Origin of the sequence: Streptococcus sp. 27098_8_99 (assembly GCF_041431935.1) — a bacterium.
GTDB lineage: Bacteria > Bacillota > Bacilli > Lactobacillales > Streptococcaceae > Streptococcus > Streptococcus parasanguinis_D.
In genome coordinates this window covers 165866-189554 of sequence record NZ_JAPVYQ010000001.1, presented here as the reverse complement: position 1 = coordinate 189554, position 23689 = coordinate 165866, and the positions used below count along the sequence as shown (strand labels likewise).

The window sequence follows — 23689 nt, the reverse complement described above, 5'->3', positions numbered from 1 at the left end:
TACCAAGCGGGCAAAAACATCTCGCTTGGTTGACCGAGTGAGATGTTTTTCTTTATATCCACTACATAGAAATGAGGAGACCCTATGCGTAAAGTTGAATTTTTAGATACCAGCCTTCGGGATGGCGAACAGACTCCGGGAGTTAATTTCTCTATCAAAGAAAAGATTGCCATTGCAAAACAATTGGAAAAATGGGGTATTTCTGCTATTGAAGCAGGTTTTCCTGCAGCAAGTCCGGATTCCTTCACAGCTGTACAGGAAATTGCAAAGGTCTTAACCAAGACAGCTGTAACTGGCCTAGCTCGTTCTGTCAAATCAGATATTGATGCTTGTTATGAAGCCTTAAAGGATGCCAAGTATCCGCAAGTTCACGTCTTTATCGCAACCAGTCCGATTCACCGTGAGTTTAAACTCAACAAGACCAAGGAAGAAATTCTTGAAGCGATCAAAGAGCACGTTTCTTACGCTCGCTCAAAATTTGAGATTGTGGAATTCTCTCCAGAAGATGCGACACGAACCGAATTGGATTTCCTCTTGCAAGTCGTTCAGACTGCGGTCGATGCGGGGGCTAGCTACATCAATATTCCTGATACAGTCGGTTTCACAACACCAGCAGAGTATGGCGCGATTTTCAAATACTTGATCGACCATGTCAAGACGGACCGCAAGATTATCTATTCACCTCATTGCCATGATGATCTAGGAATGGCAGTAGCGAATAGCCTCGCTGCTGTCAAAAATGGGGCCCGCCGTGTGGAAGGGACCATCAATGGGATTGGTGAACGGGCTGGAAATGCAGCGCTTGAAGAAGTAGCGGTCGCTCTTAATATTCGCGAAGACTATTACCAGGTGGAGAGTCCGATTGTGCTCAATGAAACCATCAATACTTCTGAGTTGGTTTCTCGTTACTCTGGGATTCCAATTCCTAAAAACAAGGCGGTTGTTGGTGGCAATGCCTTCTCACACGAGTCTGGGATTCACCAAGATGGGGTCCTTAAAAACCCGCTTACCTATGAAATCATCACGCCTGAGTTGGTGGGTGTCAAGAGCAATAGCCTCCCTCTTGGAAAATTGTCCGGTCGCCATGCCTTTGTCGAAAAATTGCATGAGTTGGGACTTGAATTCACAGAAGAAGACATCAAGCAATTATTTGCTAAATTCAAATCTTTGGCAGACAAGAAACACGAAATCACAGATGCCGATATCCGCGCCCTTGTTGCCGGTACTGCAGTGGAAAATCCAGAAGGATTCCAATTTAATGACCTCCGCTTGACAACCAACGCAGACGAAACGATTACAGCAGCAGTTAGCCTCAGCAATGAAGAAGGGGAAGTGCTTGAATTCCTTGCCAATGGTCAAGGGTCGGTTGAAGCCATCTTTAATGCGATTGATAAATTCTTCAACCAAACCGTTCGCTTGACCTCTTACAATATCGATGCAGTGACAGATGGGATCGACGCCCAAGCCCGTGTCTTGGTATCGGTGGAAAATGTCGATACAGATACGATCTTCAATGCCTCTGGTTTGGATTTTGACGTATTGAAGGCATCTGCTATTGCTTATATCAATGCCAATACGCTGGTTCAAAAAGAGAATGCGGGTGAGATGGGACGAGCTGTCTCCTACCGTGATCTTCCACAAGCCTAAGAGGAAATGAACATGACAAAGAAAATTGTAACACTTGCAGGAGATGGGATTGGCCCTGAGATCATGGCAGCTGGACTAGAGGTTCTCGCAGCCGTTGCTCCAAAAATTGGCTTTGATTATAGCCTAGAAGACAAACCTTTTGGGGGTGCTGGGATTGATGCTGCTGGTCACCCACTTCCCCAAGATACCCTAAAAGCAGCTAAAGGAGCGGATGCTATTCTTCTCGCAGCCATCGGGAGTCCTGAGTATGACCATGCTCCTGTTCGTCCAGAACAAGGGTTGCTCGCTATTCGCAAGGAATTAAATCTTTTTGCAAATATTCGCCCTGTACGGATTTTTGATGCCTTGAAACACCTGTCTCCTTTGAAACCAGAGCGTATCGAGGGTGTCGACTTCGTGGTTGTACGTGAATTGACAGGTGGGATTTACTTTGGAGAGCATATTTTGAAAGAAGATACAGCGCGCGATATCAATGATTACAGCGCAGAAGAAATCCGTCGGATTATGCGCCAAGCCTTCAAGATTGCGCAAGGACGTGGCAAGAAAGTGACCAGTATCGATAAGCAAAATGTCCTTGCAACGTCTAAATTATGGCGCCAAGTAGCAGAAGAAGTTGCCAAAGAATTTCCAGATGTGACCTTAGAGCACCAGCTTGTCGATAGTGCGGCTATGATCATGATTACCAATCCAGCACGCTTTGATGTCGTCGTAACAGAGAATTTATTTGGAGATATCTTATCGGACGAATCGAGTGTCCTTCCTGGAACACTAGGCGTGATGCCGTCTGCCAGTCATTCTGACAAAGGACCAAGTATGTATGAACCGATTCATGGTTCAGCACCAGATATTGCTGGTCAGGGTATTGCCAATCCGATTTCTATGATCCTCTCTGTTTCCATGATGCTCCGAGACAGTTTTGGAGAAACAGCAGGTGCAGAAATGATTGAAGAAGCGGTCAATCAAACCTTGAATCAGGGGATTTTAACCCGAGATCTAGGTGGTCAGGCTTCGACTGCAGAGATGACAGCAGCTATCATAAGGAATCTCTAAGATGACTTGGAGAGATCGCTGTTTAATGGTCATTGCTCTTTGGAATGGTATGGTCTTTCTGACCTATGGATTAGATAAGCGAAAAGCCATCCAAAACAGATGGCGGATTCCTGAAAAGGTCCTGTTACTCGAGAGCTGGCTACTTGGTGGATTTGGAGCTCTTCTAGGTGGGCATCTCTTTCACCACAAGGTACGGAAATGGTATTTCCAAGCCACCTGGTGGATGAGTAGCCTTCTCTTAGCAGGTGTCCTCTTTCTAATCCTTCAATGGATTTCCTAACAAGAAGATAAATGGAGAAAGACGATGAGTGGAAAATCTATCTTTGATAAACTTTGGGACCGCCACGTGATTACAGGAGTGGAAGGGCAACCCCAACTCATGTATGTAGACCAACACTATATCCACGAAGTGACGAGTCCCCAAGCCTTTCAAGGATTACGGGATACAGGACGCAAGGTTCGACGACCCGATTTAACCTTTGGAACCTTTGATCATAATGTTCCAACGGTCAATATTTTTGATATCCGAGATGTCATTTCAAAAGCCCAGATTGATAAATTAGCTGAGAATGTGGTGGAATTTGGGATTGATCATGCAGGTCACGGTTCTGCTAAGCAAGGAATCGTGCATATGATAGGCCCAGAAACTGGTCGGACCCAGCCAGGAAAATTTATTGTCTGTGGAGACAGTCACACCGCAACCCACGGAGCCTTCGGTGCCATTGCCTTTGGGATTGGAACCAGTGAAGTAGAACATGTCTTTGCCACCCAAACCATCTGGCAAGTCAAACCAAAGAAGATGTTGGTCGAATTCACAGGTACCCCACAAAAAGGGATCTATTCAAAAGATTACATCTTAGCTTTGATAGCGCGTTATGGTGTTGCGTGTGGAGTTGGTTATGTCGTAGAGTATCGGGGAGAAGCAATTGATCGCTTGACCATGGAAGAACGGATGACCATCTGCAATATGTCGATTGAGTTTGGATCCAAAATGGGGATCATGAATCCAGATGAGACGACCTTTGACTACCTTCGGGGACGCGAATGTGTGCCAAGTGATTTTGAGGCCGCAGTAGCTGACTGGAAGACTCTGGTCAGTGATGACGATGCCGTTTATGACAAGGTCATCCGTATGGATGTATCTGAACTAGCTCCGATGGTGACTTGGGGGACCAATCCTTCTATGGGAGTGGACTTTGAAACACCCTTCCCAGAGATTCGGGACATGAATGATGAACGGGCTTATCATTATATGGATTTAGAACCTGGTCAAAAACCAGCAGACATTGAATTGGGCTATATCTTTATCGGTTCCTGTACCAATGCGCGTCTCAGTGATTTAGAGCTGGCAGCCAAGTTTGTGAAAGGTAAAAAAATCGCGCCCAACTTAACAGCCATTGTCGTACCTGGCTCTCGTCCAGTCAAGCAAGCCGCTGAAAAGTTGGGATTGGATCAAATCTTTATGGATGCAGGCTTTGAATGGCGTGATCCAGGTTGCTCGATGTGTCTCGGGATGAACCCAGACAAGGTGCCAGATGGCGTCCACTGTGCCTCTACTAGCAATCGAAACTTTGAAGATCGCCAAGGGTTTGGGGCCAAGACCCATCTCTGTAGCCCTGCTATGGCCGCTGCAGCAGCAATTGCTGGTCGCTTTGTCGATGTGCGCCAATTGCCAGAAGTCGAGTAAAAGGAGGAATCATGGAGAAGTTTACCATTTATACAGGGACAACGGTTCCCTTGATGAACGATAATATCGATACCGACCAAATCCTCCCCAAGCAATTCTTGAAGTTGATTGATAAAAAAGGTTTTGGTAAATACCTCATGTATGCTTGGCGCTACTTGGATGATCAGTATACCGAGGATCCAGATTTTATCTTTAATAAGACAGAATACCGCCAGGCAACTATTTTGATTACTGGTGACAATTTTGGGGCTGGCTCCTCTCGGGAGCACGCAGCTTGGGCTTTGGCAGATTATGGCTTTAAGGTCGTTATCGCTGGATCCTTCGGAGATATTCATTACAATAATGAGCTCAATAATGGCATGCTGCCTATTGTCCAACCACTAGAGGTTCGTCAGAAATTGGCAAGTTTGAAGCCGACAGATGAGGTAACAGTGGATTTGGAAGAGCAGAAGATCATCTCACCTGTTGGAGAGTTTTGCTTTGAGATCGATCAAGATTGGAAGCACAAATTGCTCAATGGGCTGGATGATATCGGAATTACGCTTCAGTACGAAGACTTGATCGCAGCATATGAGAAGAATCGACCAGCTTACTGGCAATCATAAAATTGTATACTTAATTACGAATTTTCTGAAAATATATTGAAATTGAGACTAGTTTTTGATACAATACTAAAAAGAATAGAAAAGGAAAGAGACTTATGACAAAACACATTCAATGGGACGGACAACTTTCACAAGAAGGATTTGATATTTTGAAAGGAGAGGGTGGCTGTATCGTCTGCCCTACAAAAGTTGGCTACATCATCATGACCAGCGACAAGGCTGGATTGGTACGGAAGTTCGAAGCCAAAGAACGCAACCGCAACAAACCAGGTGTTGTTCTTTGTGGAAGCATGGATGAACTCCGCGCTCTTGCTCAATTGAATCCTGAAATCGAAGCCTTCTACCAAAAACATTGGGATGAAGATATCTTGCTTGGTTGTATCCTTCCTTGGCGCGAAGATGCTTATGCAAAATTGCAAGCTTTCGGAGATGGACGTGAAGAACTCATGACAGACGTTCGGGGAACTTCATGCTTTGTCATCAAATTTGGTAAAGCTGGTGAGCAAATCGCCAAAGAAATGTGGGAAAAAGAAGGTAAGATGGTTTACGCTTCTTCAGCCAACCCTTCCGGTAAAGGAAACCGCGGGAAGGTCGAAGGAATCGGTGAACGCATCGAAGGTGCTGTGGACTTGGTCATTGAAGCCGATGATTATGTAGCTTCTATCCAACCAGACAAGACCATTGAAACTCGCTATGAACAAGGCGTAATGGTCTCTATGGTTGATGCCGAAGGAAAACTCATACCAGAACAAGGAGCTGGTAGCCGTTCTGTCAATACTTGTCCAGTTGTGATCCGTAAAGGATTGGATATCGATAAGATCATGATGCACTTATCTGATCATTTCAACTCTTGGAACTACCGCCAAGGGGAATACTATTAAGAAACAGAAAAAAGCATTCTATTTGGGATGCTCGGATTGAAGACAAAGTTATCTTAGAAACTTTCCTTAGGTGAGTACGGACGTCAGCGAACTTCTACGAAGTTCCATGACTTAGTTTTGGACCTAAGGTTCCAAAACTCCCGTGTGCTAGAAACAATTTTGTTTCTAGCACTTTTCTCACGGCGGAAAGTTTCAGTGTATATTGTATGAACTTGATGATATTTATCATTTTAATTTTTTTCAGCATTCCTTAACCTGTCTTATGTAAAAATCAGATTGTCAAAATTTTAAAGCATTCCATTTGGGATGCTTTTTTTGTGGAAGGATAAAAGATGATATAATGGAGGCAAACAATGTTCCATTAGAAGAGGAGTTAGTATGATCTCCAGAAAAGCGTTTATCGATAAAGCCAATCAGGAAGGTTTTTCCTTCAACATCCAAATCCCATGGTGGACGTACAATAACTTCAAGTCATTAGTTTGGAGAAAAAGGCTCTCTGAGGAGCAACTCTATCAGATCTTTCTTTTACTTTGTAGAGAGGTAGAAGACCGGCAAATGCAAGCGGTAGCGGATAAGAGAAAGTATCAGACCGGATTTTATGTAGCTGTATGCAATGGTCGCGAATTTCGCTTTGAGTTTGCTTTTAAAAAGAACCAAGAACTAAGAGTTTATAATCTATTTGAGACCGTCAATGGTCGCAAGAAACTCACCCTGATGGACCTGCTTGATTACATAATGGATTGACTGTGTATAGAAACAATAAGGGTTCACTACAGATTGATAAAAGAAAGAGTAGTTCTATGATTTCAAGAGATGCATTTTTAGAAAGAATCAACCAAGAGGGATTCTCATTTAGCATTGAAATCCCGCGCAGAAATTTTTCGGATTTTACATCATTAGTTCGGAGAAGAAGAATTTCAGAAGAAGACCTCTATCAGCTGTTTTATAACTATTGTCAAGAACTAGAAAACTGTTTGAAAGAAGCAGGGGAGAAACGACGCTTGCTCTTCAATAAGTTTCCAGTTAGCCCAGTTCATGATAAATATAAAACGAAATTTGATACAGTGGCACCCAACGGACGCGAATTCCGCTTTGAGTTTGTCTTTAGCAATGACAATCGTTTAAAAGTTTATCACATGATCGAAACTGTTAATGGTCGTAAGAAAAAAACTCCTATGGAAATACTGATGGACTTAGTCGATGCTTTATAATGAGGATCTGTTCAAAAGTATAAGGGGGATCCAACCAAAAAGACTAGAGCATGCGCTCTAGTTTTTTGGTTGTTGATGGGTGATGTTTTTTCCCCAAGGGATGAGATTTTCTTTTTTCTCTTTGATCCGTTGGATATTGTCCTTGTGTCGAAGAATGATCAAGGTAGCTAAGGCCAAGACAATGACTGTAAAAAGCGGATCATAGCTGTGCAAGATCCATCCAGTCAAAGGAAGAAGGAGGACCGAAAGAATGGCGAGTAGCGCAACGGTAACACTCGAAAACGAAATCATACTGGTTAAATAAAGGCTAGCTACAAAATAAACAGCTAAAATGAGAAGCAGGATAGGCGAGAAACCAAGTAAGACACCAGCACTCGTCGCCACTGCTTTTCCACCCTTGAATCCAGCAAAAATTGGGAAAGTGTGTCCCAAAACGGCTAAGAGACCAAAGACCATCGGCGAGATCCCCTGAATTCCAAAGAAAGTCGGAAGGAGAACGGCCAAAGTTCCTTTCAAGAAATCAATCGCAAAGACAATGATTCCAGCTTTCTTCCCTAAAATCCGAAAGGTATTGGTCGTTCCAGTATTGCCCGAGCCATGTTCCCGTAAATTAATATGGAAAAAGATTTTCCCAATCCATAATCCCGAAGGAATGGAGCCTAACAGATAGGCTAAAATTAAAACACTTATTTCTTTTATCATACTTTCATTATATCAAAAAGGCATCAATAGAAAAAGAAATTTTTGGAGTTAAAGTGTGACATCTGAAGAAAGTGCCCAGCTAACATTTTTTACTAGGATATGGAAATCTCCATATAAAGAGAAAAAATTTTGCAAAATTTCCTAAAAAACTGTAATATAGAAAAGATGAACAAATAGGAGGTTCCTTGTGGCAAAAAAGGAAATCAATATTAATAATTATAATGACGATGCCATTCAGGTACTAGAAGGGTTGGATGCAGTCCGTAAACGTCCAGGGATGTATATCGGATCGACCGATGGAAATGGCTTGCATCACATGGTCTGGGAGATCGTGGATAATGCGGTCGATGAAGCCTTGTCTGGCTTTGGATCACAAATCGATGTAACGATTAATAAAGATGGTTCGCTATCGGTAGAAGACCAGGGACGTGGGATGCCGACCGGGATGCATGCTATGGGCAAACCAACCGTTGAGGTCATCTTTACCGTCCTCCATGCTGGAGGGAAGTTTGGTCAAGGAGGCTATAAGACATCCGGAGGTCTTCACGGAGTGGGATCTTCTGTCGTCAATGCCCTTTCTAGCTGGCTAGAGGTAGAAATTACTCGTGATGGAGCTGTCTATAAGCAACGTTTTGAAGATGGGGGAAAACCAGTTACAACCCTTGAAAAGATCGGCTCTGCTCCCAAGTCTAAGACAGGGACCAAGGTCACCTTCATGCCAGATCCAACCATCTTTTCAACGACAGATTTCAAATTTAATACCATTGCTGAGCGGATCAAAGAATCAGCCTTCTTGCTGAAGGACGTGACGCTGACGCTGACCGATCTCCGTAAGGAAGAAGACAACCATGTGGCCTTTCATTATGAAAATGGTGTCCAAGATTTCGTAGAGTACTTGAACGAAGACAAGGAAACTTTGACACCTGTTCTCTACTTTAGTGGCGAATCAGATGGTTTTCAGGTAGAAGTGGCCATGCAATACAATGATGGCTACTCAGATAATATCTTGTCCTTCGTTAATAATGTCCGCACCAAAGATGGGGGAACCCACGAGACAGGTCTGAAGACAGCCATTACCAAGGCTATGAACGACTATGCAAGAAAGATAGGACTCCTCAAAGAAAAAGACAAGAATCTGGAAGGATCAGACTACCGTGAAGGTTTGTCTGCTGTTCTCTCGATCCTGGTTCCAGAGGCCCATTTGCAGTTTGAAGGACAAACCAAAGACAAATTAGGAAGTCCCTTGGCTCGTCCAGTCGTCGATAGCATTGTTTCTGATAAATTGACCTTCTTCCTCATGGAAAATGGAGAATTGGCTTCCAATCTCATTCGTAAGGCTATTAAAGCCCGGGATGCGCGTGAAGCCGCTCGTAAAGCGCGGGATGAAAGCCGAAATGGCAAGAAGAGCAAAAAGGACAAGGGACTTTTGTCTGGTAAATTGACACCAGCCCAGTCTAAAAATCCTAAGAAAAACGAACTTTATCTAGTCGAAGGAGACTCAGCCGGCGGTTCTGCCAAACAAGGACGGGATCGGAAGTTCCAAGCGATTCTTCCACTTCGTGGGAAGGTTCTTAATACTGAGAAGGCCAATATGAGTGATATCCTCAAGAACGAGGAAATCAACACCATGATCTACACCATCGGTGCTGGAGTTGGGGCAGATTTTTCTGTGGAAGACGCCAACTACGATAAGATCATTATCATGACCGACGCGGATACGGATGGTGCCCACATTCAAACCCTCCTCTTAACTTTCTTCTATCGCTATATGCGCCCTTTGGTAGAAGCAGGGCATGTCTACATTGCACTTCCTCCTCTTTATAAGATGTCGAAAGGCAAAGGCAAGAAAGAAGAAGTAGCCTATGCTTGGACAGATAGCGAATTAGAAGAGTTGCGTCGGACCTTTGGCCGTGGGGCAACCCTCCAACGATACAAAGGGTTGGGTGAGATGAATGCGGATCAGCTTTGGGAAACGACCATGAATCCAGAAACTCGTACCCTGATCCGTGTCACCATTGATGATCTAGCGCGTGCAGAACGCCGCGTCTCTGTCCTTATGGGAGATAAGGCTGCACCACGTCGTCAATGGATTGAAGATAACGTTAGGTTTACCTTAGAAGAAAATACAGTATTTTAATCACTTTCTACTATAAAGTAAATAAGCTGGGATGTAGAAATGGTAAGGAATCGACATGAGAACTGATACAGAAATGATGAATCTGATTTTGCAAATAGCTGATACTCTAGAAGTAGAAGCAATTGCTTTATCCGGATCACGAACGAATCCTCGGGCACCAAAAGATGAATTTCAGGACTACGATGTGGTCTATATCGTTGATGATCTAGAAGACCTGATTTCAGATTTATCCTGGTTGGATCAGTTTGGTAAACGTATCATTGAGCAAGAAGTTACTCTTGGACACCGTCGTCTATATCTCATGCTTTTTGAAGATGGGAATCGTATTGATTTAACCCTCTGTCCCAAGGAGTCTATCCAAGAGTGGGTGGATAGCGAGGCTGGTTTCAAAGTCTTAAAAGATGACAAAGGTTTGTTTGACTCTTACATTCCTAGTCCGAAGCGCTATTGGACCGCTCCGCCTACTGAAGAGGAATTTGCAGCATCCTGCAATGAATTTTGGTGGGTATCGGCTTATGTTGTCAAGGCCATTAGAAGAAATCAGCTTATTTATGCGACCGACCACCTCTATGGCATTTGCCAGCAAGAACTCCTCAAGGTCTTATCTTGGCAGGTGACAAGCGAAAGGGGATCAGTTGATATCGGAAAGAACTACAAGTACCTTTTCAAGTATCTATCAGATGAGCAAGAGAAGGAGTTCTCAGCTTTGCTAGATCTATCTAGTTTAGAGAAGAACAGTCAATCCTTATTTGCTACCATGAATTTCTTTCATAGAGAAGCGTCAGTTCTAGCTCAAAAGATGGGGTTTGCTTACGATAAGGAAGTGGCTGAGAAGTTGATAGCTTATGCTAAAGAGAAACTTTCTAATCATTAATGAATCTATTTTAAACATCAGAAAGGAACGTTTGGTTACTTGGTGTAACTGAATTTCTTTTTCGTAAAAAAATATTCAACATTCTTTGAAAGGAGTTGAACACGCCCTAAATACTGTGTGAAAAAGATAAATTCTCTTGTGAGCATGGCTCACTGCAAGAATTTCCTATTTTCACTTTGTATTTTACGGGCTTTGTACCCTATATGAGTAATATCCAAAACATGTCCTTGGAGGACATCATGGGGGAGCGCTTTGGTCGCTACTCCAAATACATTATTCAAGAACGGGCTCTTCCTGATATTCGGGATGGCTTGAAACCTGTTCAACGGCGGATTCTTTATTCGATGAATAAGGACGGCAATACCCATGACAAGGGCTACCGCAAGTCTGCCAAGTCTGTCGGAAATATCATGGGGAATTTCCACCCTCACGGGGACAGTTCTATCTATGATGCCATGGTCCGCATGTCTCAAGACTGGAAGAACCGCGAGATCCTTGTTGAAATGCACGGAAACAATGGTTCCATGGACGGTGATCCACCAGCGGCTATGCGTTATACCGAGGCGCGCTTGTCTGAAATTGCGGGTTATCTTTTGCAAGATATCGAAAAGAATACAGTGCCTTTTGCCTGGAACTTTGACGATACAGAAAAAGAGCCAACTGTTTTGCCGGCAGCCTTTCCAAATCTCTTAGTCAATGGGGCAACAGGGATTTCAGCTGGTTATGCGACAGATATTCCACCACATAATCTTGCTGAAGTCATTGATGCCGTGGTCTACATGATTGACCATCCATCTGCCAAGGTAGACAAGCTCATGGAGTTTTTACCTGGACCTGATTTCCCAACTGGCGCCATTATCCAAGGCCGGGATGAGATTAAGAAAGCCTATGAAACTGGTAAGGGCCGAGTAGTTGTCCGATCTAAAACAGAGATCGAGCAGCTCAAGGGCGGTAAGCAGCAAATTGTGGTTACCGAGATCCCTTATGAGATCAACAAGGCTGTTTTGGTCAAGAAGATCGATGATGTTCGTGTCAACAACAAGGTGGCAGGTATCGCTGAGGTTCGGGATGAGTCTGACCGAGATGGTCTTCGTATTGCCATTGAGCTCAAAAAAGATGCCAATGCAGATTTGATTTTGAACTACTTGTTCAAGTACACAGACTTGCAGGTCAACTACAACTTCAATATGGTGGCGATTGACAATTATACCCCTCGTCAAGTGGGGATTGTACCGATTCTCTCTAGCTACATTGCACACCGTCGGGATATCATTGTCGCTCGCTCGCGCTTTGATAAGGAAAAGGCAGAACGACGGCTCCACATCGTAGAGGGCTTGATCCGCGTCATTTCCATTCTCGATGAGGTCATCGCCTTGATCCGCGCTTCTGATAACAAGGCAGATGCCAAGGAAAACCTCAAGGTCAGCTACGATTTCACGGAAGAACAAGCAGAAGCTATTGTTACCTTGCAATTGTACCGCTTGACCAATACGGATATCGTGACCTTGGAAGAAGAGCATGCCAGTCTCAAGGAGCAAATCGTGACCTTGGCAGCCATCATTGGGGATGAACGGACCATGTTCAATCTCATGAAGAAGGAGTTGCGTGAAGTCAAGAAGCTTTTTGGTAATCCTCGTCGCAGTGAATTGCAAGACACGGCTAAAACGATCGAGATTGATACAGCCAGTCTCATTGTTGAAGAGGAAACCTTCGTCAGCGTAACCCGTGCTGGATATATCAAACGGACCTCGCCTCGTTCTTTCAATGCGTCGACACTGGAAGAAGTCGGTAAGCGAGACGATGACGAGTTGATTTTTGTAGAGCCTGCTAAGACCACTCAGCATCTCTTACTCTTTACCAACTTGGGGAATGCCATTTATCGACCAATTCATGAATTGACAGATACCAAGTGGAAGGATATCGGCGAGCACCTCAGTCAGACCTTGACCAATTTCGAGCAAGAGGAAGAAATTCTCTTTGCGGAGATTGTGGATCAGTTTGAGGGCGTGACCTACTTTGCGGCAACTCAACAAGGACAAATCAAGCGCTTTGAACGCAAGGAATTGAGCCCATGGCGGACTTATCGTTCTAAATCGACTAAGTATGCTAAGCTAAAAGACCAAGACGACCGTATCGTAGCAGTTGCGCCAGTTGTCCTTGAAGACATCATGATTATTACTAAAAATGGGTATGGGTTGCGCTTCAATATTGAGGAGGTCCCTGTCGTAGGAGCCAAAGCAGCAGGGGTCAAAGCCATTAACCTCAAAGACGGAGATCAAGTTGCTGCAGCCTTTAAGTCGACGACTCCAAGCATGTACATTCTGACCCAGCGAGGCAGTCTCAAACGGATGTTACAAGACGATATTCCTGTGACCAGTCGGGCTAAACGGGGACTACAGGTCTTGCGTGAGTTGAAAAATAAACCACACCGCGTCTTCAAGGCAGGTCCAGTCTTCACTGACCAGGGAGATTTTGATCTCTTTACGAGCCAAGAAGAAGTGGCAGTACAAGATCAAATTCTTCAGATCACTTCCACAACAGGTCAGGTGACAGAAGTTGATTTGACACAATTAAGCATTTCTGAAAAAACAAGCAATGGATCCTTTGTCAACGATACCATTTCAGATCAAGAAGTTTTTTCAGCTACTATCAAATAAAAGAAAGCGTCGGTCCATTCTAGGACTGACTTTCTTTGAAAATAAATTTTCTGAAAATTGAAAATTTCGCTTGAAATTCTCATGAAATGGTGTACAATAGTGTACATAGATTGAGAAACTGAATCGACCTGCATCAGATCGACAAGGAATAGAAAAAATTAAAAGGAGCACTATCATGACAGTATCACTTGATTGGGAAAACCTTGGCTTTTCATATATGAAATTACCTTATCGCTATTTGGCACATTATCGCAATGGAGCTTGGGAAAAAGGGGAATTGACAGAAGATGCGACCTTGCATTTGTCCGAATCCTCTCCAAGTTTGCATTACGGTCAGCAAGCCTTTGAAGGGTTAAAAGCCTACCGTACAAAAGACGGAAGTATCCAATTGTTCCGTCCAGATCAAAACGCCAAACGTTTGCAACGCACAGCAGATCGTTTGCTGATGCCTCAAGTACCTGTTGACATGTTTGTGGATGCTTGTAAGGCAGTGGTGAAAGCTAATGAAGAGTATGTTCCACCATATGGTACTGGAGCTACCCTTTACCTTCGTCCACTTTTGATTGGGGTCGGTGATATTATTGGTGTGCATCCAGCAGATGAGTATATCTTTACCATCTTTGCCATGCCTGTCGGTAACTACTTTAAAGGTGGTTTGGTTCCAACGAACTTCTTGATTCAAGACGAGTATGACCGTGCTGCACCACATGGTACAGGGGCTGCAAAAGTTGGAGGGAACTACGCAGCTAGTATGTTGCCAGGTAAGATTGCGCATGATCGTAACTTCTCTGACGTGATTTACCTCGATCCAGCGACGCACACCAAAATTGAAGAAGTTGGTTCTGCAAACTTCTTTGGAATCACTGCTAATAACGAATTTGTGACGCCATTGAGTCCTTCTATCTTGCCATCTATCACCAAGTATTCTTTACTTTACTTGGCAGAACACCGTCTTGGTATGACACCAATTGAAGGGGATGTCTTTATCAATGACTTGGATCGCTTTGTAGAAGCAGGAGCTTGTGGTACCGCAGCTGTCATCTCTCCAATCGGAGGCGTTCAACACGGTGATGACTTCCATGTCTTCTATTCCGAAACAGAAGTAGGTCCTGTCACACGGAAACTCTATGACGAGTTGACTGGTATCCAATTTGGTGATGTCGAAGCGCCAGAAGGATGGATTGTCAAAGTCGATTAAACCGAAAACATCTGAGACAAAAGTGTCCAGGCTTCAATGAGAACAAGTCTTAACGAAGGACGTAGTAGCTAAAGTTTCTCTTCATTCGCTTTTAGGCTCAAAAGAGTGCCGAATGACCTTTTCGGGGGTGGGAAAAAGAAGGAATTTCTAACTAAATTCTTTCTGCCCACTCCCTTTTCTCTTGCGTCATCAAGAGAATTTTTGTAAAATAGAAAAAGTGAAAAGAGGGTTGAAATGAGTAAAAAAGATAAGAAAATTGAGATTCAAATCGTTGATAGTAAAGTAACCGTCGGAAAAGACACTTTTGATGGTTTCACTTTGTCCATTGGAAAGAAAACGATTGGTGAAATTGCAGACATGGCTGGTCAATTTGCCATCATCAAAAATGGAAATGTGGATTCTCTTTACAAAAAACTTGAAAAAGCCGTTGAAATTTTAATAGAAAATTATAATTTGAATAAATAAGGGCTTGCAATCATAGTAAATCAATGGTATAATAGATCCTGTTGATTTATATGGAGAGATAGCGAAGAGGCTAAACGCGGCGGACTGTAAATCCGCTCCTTCGGGTTCGGGGGTTCGAATCCCTCTCTCTCCATTAGCGTTCATTGTGACGATGATAAAGTGACTAATGTCAGCGCTCTTTTTGGGGTATAGCCAAGCGGTAAGGCAAGGGACTTTGACTCCCTCATGCGTTGGTTCGAATCCAGCTACCCCAGTTCTTAGGTAATATCAGATAAGTGATAAAATATCTATCCAGGTATTTTATTTCTTTATAGGATGAGTCGTTAAAGATTGTAGTTGATCTCATTGCGAGTGCTTGCTTAGGAAAAATAATTATAAGTATGTCAAGTTTTAGAAAACTTGATTGTTGGAGGATTTTTTAGATGAATGAATTTGAAGATTTGCTAAACAGTGTTAGCCAAGTTGAACCAGGTGACGTTGTTACTGCTGAAGTATTGACAGTTGACGCGAACCAAGCTAACGTTGCAATCTCTGGAACTGGTGTCGAAGGTGTCTTGACTCTTCGCGAATTGACAAACGATCGTGATGCTGACATCAACGACTTGGTAAAACCAGGTGAAACACTTGAATTGCTTGTTCTTCGTCAAGTAGTTGGTAAAGATACTGATACAGTAACTTACCTTGTATCTAAAAAACGTTTGGAAGCTCGCAAAGCATGGGACAAATTGGTCGGACGTGAAGAAGAAGTTGTTACTGTTAAAGGAACTCGCGCTGTTAAAGGCGGACTTTCAGTAGAATTTGAAGGACTTCGTGGATTTATTCCAGCTTCAATGCTTGATACTCGTTTTGTACGTAACACTGAACGTTTCGTAGGTCAAGAATTTGATGCTAAAATCAAAGAAGTAGATCCAAAAGAAAACCGCTTTATCCTTTCACGTCGTGAAGTTGTTGAAGCTGAATCAGCTGCAGCACGCGCAGAAGTATTTGGTAAATTGAACGTTGGTGATGTCGTAACTGGTAAAGTTGCACGTATCACAAGCTTCGGTGCTTTCATCGACCTTGGTGGTGTTGATGGATTGGTTCACTTGACAGAATTGTCACACGAACGCAACGTATCACCTAAATCAGTTGTAACTGTTGGTGAAGAAATCCAAGTGAAAGTTCTTGACTTGAACGAAGAAGAAGGTCGTGTATCACTTTCATTGAAAGCTACAACACCTGGACCTTGGGATGGCGTTGAACAAAAATTGGCTGCTGGTGATGTTATCGAAGGAACTGTTAAACGTTTGACTGACTTCGGTGCATTCGTTGAAGTATTGCCAGGTATCGACGGACTTGTACACATCTCACAAATTTCACACAAACGTGTTGAAAATCCAAAAGATGTTCTTAAAGTTGGACAAGAAGTAACTGTTAAAGTTCTTGAAGTAAATGCTGCAGATGAACGTGTATCACTTTCTATCAAAGCTCTTGAAGAACGTCCAGCTCAGGAAGAAGGCGAAAAACAAGAAAAACGTCAATCTCGCCCACGTCGTCCAAAACAAGAAAAACGCGACTTTGATCTTCCAGAAACTCAAACTGGATTCTCAATGGCTGACTTGTTTGGCGATATCGAATTGTAATATTCAAAAGAGGCTGGGACAAAAGTCCTAGCCTCTCAATTATTTTTGGATTGTCGAGCAAGACGCAGTGGTTGAGTGGCCTCTACTACCCTTATTTCATCAGCTTTTACAGCCCTACTCAACTGTGCGGAGGTGGGACGACGAAATCGAATTCTAACGAATTACTGATTTCTGTCCCACTCTCTTTTTTACTTGTAAAATTTTTGAAAATTTGATATACTATAACAGTTGCCACCCTTAGTGTAATGGATATCACGTAAGATTCCGGTTCTTGAGATGGGGGTTCGATTCCCTCAGGGTGGAGAGAAGAATAGGTTGAGAAGTCTCTCAGCCTTTTTATCTTATGTTCATAGCTCAAAAAAGACTCTCAAATTTGAGAGTCTTTTCTAATTGAATTAGTTGATAGATGCTTCTTGGAATTCAGGGTTTTTCCATGCTTCATCGATGATTGCTTGCAATTCATCAGCAGAAGCTTTCATTTTTTGTTGTTCCGCATCGTTCAATGGGATGTTCACTGGACGAACAATACCGTGTGCACCTACGATGGCAGGTTGACCTATAAAAACGTTGCTAACACCATATTGACCTTCTTGGAATACAGAAAGTGGAAGTACTGCATTTTCATCATCAAGGATTGCTTTAGTGATACGAGCAAGGGCAACAGCGATACCGTAGTATGTAGCACCTTTTTTGTTGATGATAGTGTATGCAGCGTCACGAACACCTTCGAACAATTCGATCAATTCAGTTTCTTGAACGTTTTGAGTGTCTTTAAGGAATTCTTCAAGGTTTACACCAGCGATATTAGCGTGTGACCATACAGCGAATTCTGAGTCACCGTGTTCACCCATGATGTAGGCGTGTACTGAACGAGCATCCACATCCAATTTTTCAGCCAAAGCTTGACGGAAACGAGCTGAGTCAAGAGAAGTACCAGAACCGATAACGCGTTCTTTAGGGAATCCTGAGAATTTCCATGTAGAGTATGTCAAAACGTCAACTGGGTTAGCAGCTACAAGGAAGATACCGTTAAATCCTGATTCAATAACTTGTGTTACGATTGACTTGTTAATGGCAAGGTTTTTACCAACAAGATCAAGGCGAGTTTCACCTGGTTTTTGAGGAGCACCTGCAGTAATTACAACAAGGTCAGCATCCGCACAGTCAGCGTACTCAGCCGCATAGATCTTCTTAGGTGAAGTGAAGGCAAGGGCGTGGCTAAGGTCAAGCGCATCTCCGACAGCTTTTTCGTGCAATTGAGGAATTTCGATAATTCCAAGCTCTTGTGCAATTCCTTGGTTGACAAGTGCAAATGCATAAGATGAACCTACGGCACCGTCACCGACAAGGATAACTTTTTTGTGTTGTTTAGTCAAATCCATGAGTCTAAACGTCTCCTTCATTTTTTTTTGAGATAGATTCTCATACGATTTCATTCTACCACTTTTGAAAGTCTTTGTCATCTGAAACAGTATGAATCCTTGATGTAAACGTTTTTACGTTTGTGTTCCTAAGAAGAAAAATAGGCTAAAATGTGTTATAATAGTATGGTGAATTAAGTAAAGAGAGGCATTTTTTGAATGCAGGATAAGAATCTAATTGATGTGAATTTAACATCAGAAATGAAGACGAGTTTTATCGATTATGCCATGAGTGTTATCGTTGCTCGTGCCCTCCCTGATGTTCGGGATGGTTTGAAACCTGTTCACCGTCGTATTTTGTACGGAATGAATGAATTAGGTGTTACACCAGATAAACCACATAAGAAGTCAGCCCGTATTACAGGGGATGTTATGGGTAAATACCACCCACACGGGGATTCCTCTATTTATGAAGCCATGGTTCGGATGGCGCAATGGTGGAGTTATCGCTACATGTTAGTGGACGGTCATGGAAACTTTGGTTCCATGGACGGTGATGGTGCCGCTGCACAACGGTATACCGAAGCCCGTATGAGTAAGATCGCTCTTGAAATGTTACGGGATATCAACAAAAATACAGTTGATTTCACTGATAACTATGATGCCAGCGAGCGCGAACCTTTGGTCTTACCTGCACGTTTCCCTAACCTTTTGGTCAATGGTGCTACTGGGATTGCTGTTGGGATGGCCACAAATATTCCTCCTCACAATTTGGGAGAAACCATTGATGCAGTAAAATTGATGATGGATAATCCTGATGTAACGACCCGTGAACTTATGGAAGTTCTTCCAGGTCCAGATTTTCCGACAGGTGCTCTCTTTATGGGGAAATCAGGTATCCATAAAGCCTATGAAACAGGAAAAGGGTCGATCGTCCTTCGCTCTCGTACAGAGATTGAAGTGACCAAGAGTGGTCGTGAGCGGATTGTCGTTACCGAGTTCCCTTATATGGTCAACAAAACCAAGGTTCACGAACATATCGTTCGCTTGGTGCAAGAAAAACGGATCGAAGGGATTACAGCTGTACGTGATGAGTCTAACCGTGAAGGGGTTCGATTTGTGATCGAGGTCCGTAGGGATGCTTCGGCTAATGTCATTTTGAACAACCTCTTTAAGATGACGCAAATGCAAACTAACTTTGGCTTCAATATGTTGGCGATTCAAAACGGTGTTCCAAAGATCCTTTCTCTTCGTCAAATTTTAGGTGCGTATATCGAGCACCAAACAGAAGTGGTGACTCGCCGGACCATCTTTGATAAAGAAAAAGCTGAAGCTCGTGCCCATATTTTAGAAGGCTTGCTTATTGCTTTGGATCACATTGATGAAGTAATCCGAATCATCCGCAATAGCCAGACAGACGCTGAAGCACAAGCTGAGTTGATGTCGAAGTTCAAGCTCTCTGAACGTCAAAGTCAAGCCATTTTGGACATGCGTCTTCGTCGTTTGACAGGTTTGGAACGAGACAAGATCCAGAGTGAATATGACGACTTGGTTGCCTTGATTGCTGATTTGGCTGATATTTTGGCTAAACCAGAGCGTGTGGCGACTATTATCAAGGAAGAATTAGAAGAAGTCAAACGCAAGTTTGGCGATGCTCGTCGAACTGAGTTGATGGTAGGGGAAGTTCTTTCTCTTGAAGATGAGGACTTGATTGAAGAAACAGATGTCTTAATCACCCTTTCTAATAAAGGATACATCAAACGCTTGGACCAAGCTGAATTTACTGCACAAAAACGTGGTGGACGTGGTGTCCAAGGAACCGGTGTGAAAGACGATGACTTTGTTCGCGAACTCGTATCTACGAGCACCCATGATCATTTGCTCTTCTTTACGAATAAGGGGCGGGTTTATCGTTTGAAAGGTTATGAGATTCCCGAATATGGCCGGACAGCTAAAGGATTGCCAATTGTCAACCTCCTAAAATTGGACGAAGGTGAATCGATTCAAACCATTATCAATGTGGAGCAAGACCGCAGTGACGAAGCTTATCTCTTCTTTACGACGCGACAAGGTTTGGTCAAGCGGACTAATGTAGCTGAATTTTCGAATATTCGTCAGAACGGTCTCAAAGCTCTGAATCTGCGTGATGAGGATGAATTGATCAATGTCTTCCTTACAGACGGTAATACTGATGTCATTATCGGTACCAAGTATGGTTATTCTGTCCGCTTTAATGAGGCTGTAGTCCGGAATATGGGACGTTCTGCCACAGGTGTACGTGGTGTGAATCTCCGTGAAGGAGACAAGGTTGTAGGTGCTAGTGTCGTTACGGATCAAGATGAAGTATTGATTATCAGTGAAAAAGGGTATGGTAAGCGTACAATGGCTAGCGAATACCCAACCAAAGGCCGTGGCGGTAAAGGAATCAAGACAGCCAATATCACAGAGAAAAATGGTCCCTTAGCTGGTCTTTTAACCGTTAAAGGAGATGAAGATCTGATGATCATTACCGATACCGGAGTCATGATCCGTACAAGTGTTGGTAATATCTCTCAAACGGGTCGTTCAACACAGGGTGTGAAAGTCATGAGACTGGATCAGGATGCGAAAATTGTGACCTTTACAACAGTCCAACCCGAAGAAAAAGATGAAGAAGTAGTGGAAGAAAACGAATAGATAAGGGGACAGCATGTCACGCAAAAGAAAAAAGAAAAAGAGTTTACGCAATACTCTTATCAACATCTTTGCAACACTTTTGATTATTCTCTCGCTTCTCTTGATTTTCAATGCTCCGATCCGAAACATGATTATGGTTTGGCATACCAACCAATACCAGGTTAGTAAGGTCGATAAAAAAACCATTGATAAGAATAAAGAAGTGAAGACGAGCTTTGATTTCCAACATGTCCAGTCACTCTCGACGGAAGCCGTCATCAATGCCCAATGGCAAGCTCAAAAGCTACCAGTAATTGGGGGGATTTCGATTCCTGAATTAAACATGAACCTTCCGATCTTTAAGGGGCTTGAAAATGTAGCCCTCTACTACGGAGCAGGGACCATGAAGGAAAACCAAGTCATGGGGCAAGGCAATTATTCTCTAGCTAGTCACCATGTATTTGGCCTAACTGGAGCAAATGCCATGTTATTCTCACCGTTAGAGAAAGCCAAGGCAGGAATGAAGATCTACATCACGGACAAAGAAAAAATCTATACTTATGTCATCTCGTCTGTTGAGACAGTGACTCCGGACCGTGTAGATGTTATTCAAGATCGTGAAGGTGTCAATGAGATCACTTTAGTGACCTGTGAGGATGCTGCAGCGACTTACCGTACGATTGTAAAAGGAAATTTGGAAACCTCTGTTGACTATGACAAGGCTCCAAAAGACATCCTGGATTCATTCAGCAAGTCTTATAATCAAATGCAACTTTAAGAAAATAAAGCCCATGGCAGAGATGCCAGGGCTTTTTTCTATGTGGGAAGCTAGGAGAAATTCTTGTAAAATTGTAAGAGATTGGTAATATTATGTAAGGAATTTGTCATAATATCGAGGGAAAATCAGTATATAATAGAGGAGAAAGGGTATGATAAGGAGGTAGAATAGTGACGAAAGAGCGAATTTATCATCTCTTGCATCATTTCTATAATCTCTTAGTAAACGATTTTCCACGAAATGGTTTAATTACGAAAGGAATCTACGAAGTAGAGCAGGTCTACCAAGCTTTAGAGGCCATTCCTCAGAGCCAGGAGTACTTGATTCGCTGTGAAATTCAACAGTTTTTAAAAGAGCTTGAACAAGTTCAAACAGGTTACCAGATCCGCTTTAATAAAGATGAAGTCTTAGTGTTAGATGACTTGAAACAAGAAATCGCCTGTAAATAATGAAAGGTTGTCGTTTTTTTCATTTATTACGAATTAATAAGTGAGGAGGAAATTATGTACGACATATCATTTATTGAACCATCTTTACTTCCTAGAGAACGTTTGGTCTCTGAAGGAGTGGATAAGCTGAGTCACCAAGAATTGTTATCCATTCTCTTACGGACAGGCAATAAGCAAAAAAGCGTTTATGAGATTGCACAAGGTCTTTTGAGCTCAGTTAATAGTTTAAAGGAGTTAAGTCAATTAACCCTAGAGGAGCTACAGGAAATCTCTGGCATTGGCCGGGTGAAGGCCATCGAACTTCAGGCTGTGATTGAGTTTGGACGAAGGATTCATAAAGACGAATTGATGAGTTCTGAACAGATCATGAGCAGCCAGAAATTGGCCCATAAAATTCAACAGGAAATCGGCCATAAGAAACAGGAGCACCTGGTTGCCCTCTATTTAAATACGCAGAATGAAATTATTCATCAGCAGACCATTTTTATTGGAACCGTGAATCGAAGTATTGCGGAGCCACGTGAAATCCTGCATTATGCACTGAAGCACATGGCAACCTCTATCATCTTGGCTCACAATCATCCATCTGGTGCCGTATTTCCGAGTAAAAATGATGATGAAGTAACGCAACGAGTTTTAGAGGCCTGTGAAGTGATGGGCTTAACCCTATTAGATCACTTGATTGTATCTGAAGAAAACTATTATAGTTACCGTGAAGAAACCGATTATTTGGTATAAAATAGAGAGTGGGACAGAAATCGGTAATTCGTTAGAATTCGATTTCGTCGTCCCACCTCCGCACAGTTGAGTAGGGCTGTAAAAGCTGATGAAATCAGCATGGTAGAGCCCACTCAACCACTGCGTCTTGCTCGACAATCCAAAAATAATTGAGAGGCTAGGATTTTTATCCCAGCCTCTTTTCTTGTTAATGTATAAATCTTTATTCTTCGTTTTTTCGCATGAAATAAAGGAGTGTTTGCAATTCACTAGTGAGATCGACATATTGGACAACAACGTCTTTAGGAACTGTCAGATGGACCGGAGAAAAGCTTAGAATTCCTTTGACACCGGCATCTACTAAAAGACTAGCAACTTCCTGCGCTTTAATACTTGGGACAGTTAAAATTGCTGTTTGAATGCCTTCTTTTTTGAGATTCTCTTTGATCGTAGAAATCCCATAAATGGGGATCCCATCCTTACTTTTGGTATTAATCAGTTCATGATCATCTACATCAAAAGCCATGACAATTTTCATCTTATTGCGTTCATGGAAGCGATAGTTGAGGAGCGCACTTCCCATATTTCCGATCCCCACAATAGCGACATTGGTAATGGCATTGTCATTTAAGAGATCGGCAAAGAAGTTCATCAGTTTTTTTACGTCATAACCAAATCCCCGTCTTCCTAATTCACCAAAATAAGAAAAATCTCGGCGAACGGTAGCAGAGTCAATCCCAATTGCATCAGCAATTTGCTTGGAATTTGCGCGCTCTATTTTTTCAGAGTTAAAGCGTTTAAAAATTCGGTAGTAGAGCGATAAGCGTTTTGCTGTTGCGCGTGGAATTGGAGTATTTTTATCATGTTTCACAATATCACAACCTTTCCCACTTATTGTATAGGAAGATTGTGAAAAAATCAACTATCTAGAGTGTTTTTTCAAAAATATTTTTATCTAAAGAAAAAGCTGATGACGATGGGAGAGTTCCATCA

At 42.7% G+C, this 23689-nt stretch carries 21 protein-coding genes and 3 tRNA genes; 21 read left to right on the top strand and 3 right to left on the bottom strand.

Annotated features, from left to right (window positions below; all coding sequences use genetic code 11):
• The first annotated feature begins 84 nt into the window (after positions 1-84).
• From O3605_RS00875 to O3605_RS00840, 8 genes are all read left to right on the top strand, one after another.
• Positions 85-1647: a 2-isopropylmalate synthase gene (locus O3605_RS00875; RefSeq protein WP_070505615.1), complete on the top strand. Its 1563-nt coding sequence runs from the start codon at positions 85-87 to the stop codon at positions 1645-1647.
• A gap of 12 nt (positions 1648-1659) precedes the next feature.
• Positions 1660-2697, top strand: a complete 1038-nt coding sequence (gene leuB / locus O3605_RS00870) for a 3-isopropylmalate dehydrogenase (RefSeq protein ID WP_049497892.1) — start codon at positions 1660-1662, stop codon at positions 2695-2697.
• 1 nt (position 2698) lies between these two features.
• On the top strand, positions 2699-2977 hold the full coding sequence (locus tag O3605_RS00865) for a DUF1294 domain-containing protein (RefSeq protein ID WP_070505613.1): 279 nt from the start codon (positions 2699-2701) through the stop codon (positions 2975-2977).
• 24 nt (positions 2978-3001) lie between these two features.
• Entirely contained in the window at positions 3002-4384 is a 1383-nt protein-coding gene (gene leuC / locus O3605_RS00860) for a 3-isopropylmalate dehydratase large subunit (protein ID WP_070505612.1), read from the top strand.
• A gap of 11 nt (positions 4385-4395) precedes the next feature.
• Positions 4396-4989, top strand: coding sequence for a 3-isopropylmalate dehydratase small subunit (leuD, locus tag O3605_RS00855; RefSeq protein ID WP_049497889.1), 594 nt, complete (start codon positions 4396-4398; stop codon positions 4987-4989).
• Positions 4990-5084: 95 nt separating this feature from the next.
• Complete coding sequence (locus tag O3605_RS00850; RefSeq protein ID WP_049497888.1) at positions 5085-5870, top strand: L-threonylcarbamoyladenylate synthase; 786 nt, start codon at positions 5085-5087, stop codon at positions 5868-5870.
• A gap of 378 nt (positions 5871-6248) precedes the next feature.
• A complete protein-coding gene (locus O3605_RS00845; protein ID WP_049497887.1) occupies positions 6249-6614 on the top strand; it encodes a hypothetical protein in 366 nt (121 codons plus the stop codon).
• A gap of 56 nt (positions 6615-6670) precedes the next feature.
• Complete coding sequence (locus O3605_RS00840) at positions 6671-7081, top strand: hypothetical protein (RefSeq protein WP_049497886.1); 411 nt, start codon at positions 6671-6673, stop codon at positions 7079-7081.
• 57 nt (positions 7082-7138) lie between these two features.
• Here the strand turns inward: O3605_RS00840 and plsY are convergent, their stop codons facing one another.
• Positions 7139-7783 (bottom strand): glycerol-3-phosphate 1-O-acyltransferase PlsY, encoded by a 645-nt coding sequence (gene plsY / locus O3605_RS00835; RefSeq protein ID WP_049473029.1) that lies wholly within the window; start codon positions 7781-7783, stop codon positions 7139-7141.
• 187 nt (positions 7784-7970) lie between these two features.
• Here plsY and parE point away from each other — a divergent pair, with 187 nt between their 5' ends.
• From parE to O3605_RS00790, 9 genes are all read left to right on the top strand, one after another.
• Complete coding sequence (parE, locus tag O3605_RS00830) at positions 7971-9920, top strand: DNA topoisomerase IV subunit B (RefSeq protein WP_371585068.1); 1950 nt, start codon at positions 7971-7973, stop codon at positions 9918-9920.
• Between the two features lie 55 nt (positions 9921-9975).
• The gene (locus O3605_RS00825) at positions 9976-10794 is read left to right on the top strand and encodes an aminoglycoside 6-adenylyltransferase (RefSeq protein ID WP_371585067.1); all 819 of its coding nucleotides are present in this window, start codon (positions 9976-9978) and stop codon (positions 10792-10794) included.
• 203 nt (positions 10795-10997) lie between these two features.
• Positions 10998-13451 carry a DNA topoisomerase IV subunit A gene (gene parC / locus O3605_RS00820; RefSeq protein ID WP_371585066.1) on the top strand — a complete coding sequence of 818 codons (2454 nt, stop codon included), beginning with the start codon at positions 10998-11000 and terminating at the stop codon, positions 13449-13451.
• Between the two features lie 175 nt (positions 13452-13626).
• Positions 13627-14649, top strand: a complete 1023-nt coding sequence (locus O3605_RS00815; RefSeq protein WP_049497883.1) for a branched-chain amino acid aminotransferase — start codon at positions 13627-13629, stop codon at positions 14647-14649.
• A 234-nt stretch (positions 14650-14883) separates the two neighbouring features.
• Positions 14884-15114, top strand: a complete 231-nt coding sequence (locus tag O3605_RS00810; RefSeq protein WP_003003589.1) for a DUF2969 domain-containing protein — start codon at positions 14884-14886, stop codon at positions 15112-15114.
• Positions 15115-15166: 52 nt separating this feature from the next.
• Positions 15167-15247: transfer RNA gene (locus O3605_RS00805), tRNA-Tyr, on the top strand.
• Between the two features lie 49 nt (positions 15248-15296).
• A tRNA-Gln gene (locus O3605_RS00800) sits at positions 15297-15368 on the top strand.
• Positions 15369-15536: 168 nt separating this feature from the next.
• On the top strand, positions 15537-16736 hold the full coding sequence (gene rpsA / locus O3605_RS00795; RefSeq protein WP_003011990.1) for a 30S ribosomal protein S1: 1200 nt from the start codon (positions 15537-15539) through the stop codon (positions 16734-16736).
• Between the two features lie 231 nt (positions 16737-16967).
• Positions 16968-17039: transfer RNA gene (locus tag O3605_RS00790), tRNA-Arg, on the top strand.
• A 92-nt stretch (positions 17040-17131) separates the two neighbouring features.
• Here O3605_RS00790 and O3605_RS00785 read toward each other — a convergent pair.
• Positions 17132-18118 (bottom strand): L-lactate dehydrogenase, encoded by a 987-nt coding sequence (locus O3605_RS00785; RefSeq protein ID WP_023918022.1) that lies wholly within the window; start codon positions 18116-18118, stop codon positions 17132-17134.
• A 198-nt stretch (positions 18119-18316) separates the two neighbouring features.
• Here O3605_RS00785 and gyrA point away from each other — a divergent pair, with 198 nt between their 5' ends.
• The 4 genes from gyrA to radC all read left to right on the top strand — a co-directional run bounded on the left by gyrA (position 18317) and on the right by radC (position 22717).
• Positions 18317-20773 carry a DNA gyrase subunit A gene (gene gyrA, locus O3605_RS00780; protein ID WP_371585065.1) on the top strand — a complete coding sequence of 819 codons (2457 nt, stop codon included), beginning with the start codon at positions 18317-18319 and terminating at the stop codon, positions 20771-20773.
• 13 nt (positions 20774-20786) lie between these two features.
• Entirely contained in the window at positions 20787-21530 is a 744-nt protein-coding gene (locus O3605_RS00775) for a class A sortase (protein ID WP_371585064.1), read from the top strand.
• A 170-nt stretch (positions 21531-21700) separates the two neighbouring features.
• The gene (locus O3605_RS00770) at positions 21701-21979 is read left to right on the top strand and encodes a hypothetical protein (RefSeq protein ID WP_003003299.1); all 279 of its coding nucleotides are present in this window, start codon (positions 21701-21703) and stop codon (positions 21977-21979) included.
• A gap of 54 nt (positions 21980-22033) precedes the next feature.
• Complete coding sequence (gene radC / locus O3605_RS00765; protein ID WP_070846282.1) at positions 22034-22717, top strand: RadC family protein; 684 nt, start codon at positions 22034-22036, stop codon at positions 22715-22717.
• A 202-nt stretch (positions 22718-22919) separates the two neighbouring features.
• On the opposite strand, the gene O3605_RS00760 is transcribed toward radC, so the two are convergent.
• On the bottom strand, positions 22920-23567 hold the full coding sequence (locus O3605_RS00760) for a redox-sensing transcriptional repressor Rex (RefSeq protein ID WP_049474902.1): 648 nt from the start codon (positions 23565-23567) through the stop codon (positions 22920-22922).
• Positions 23568-23689 lie beyond the last annotated feature (122 nt).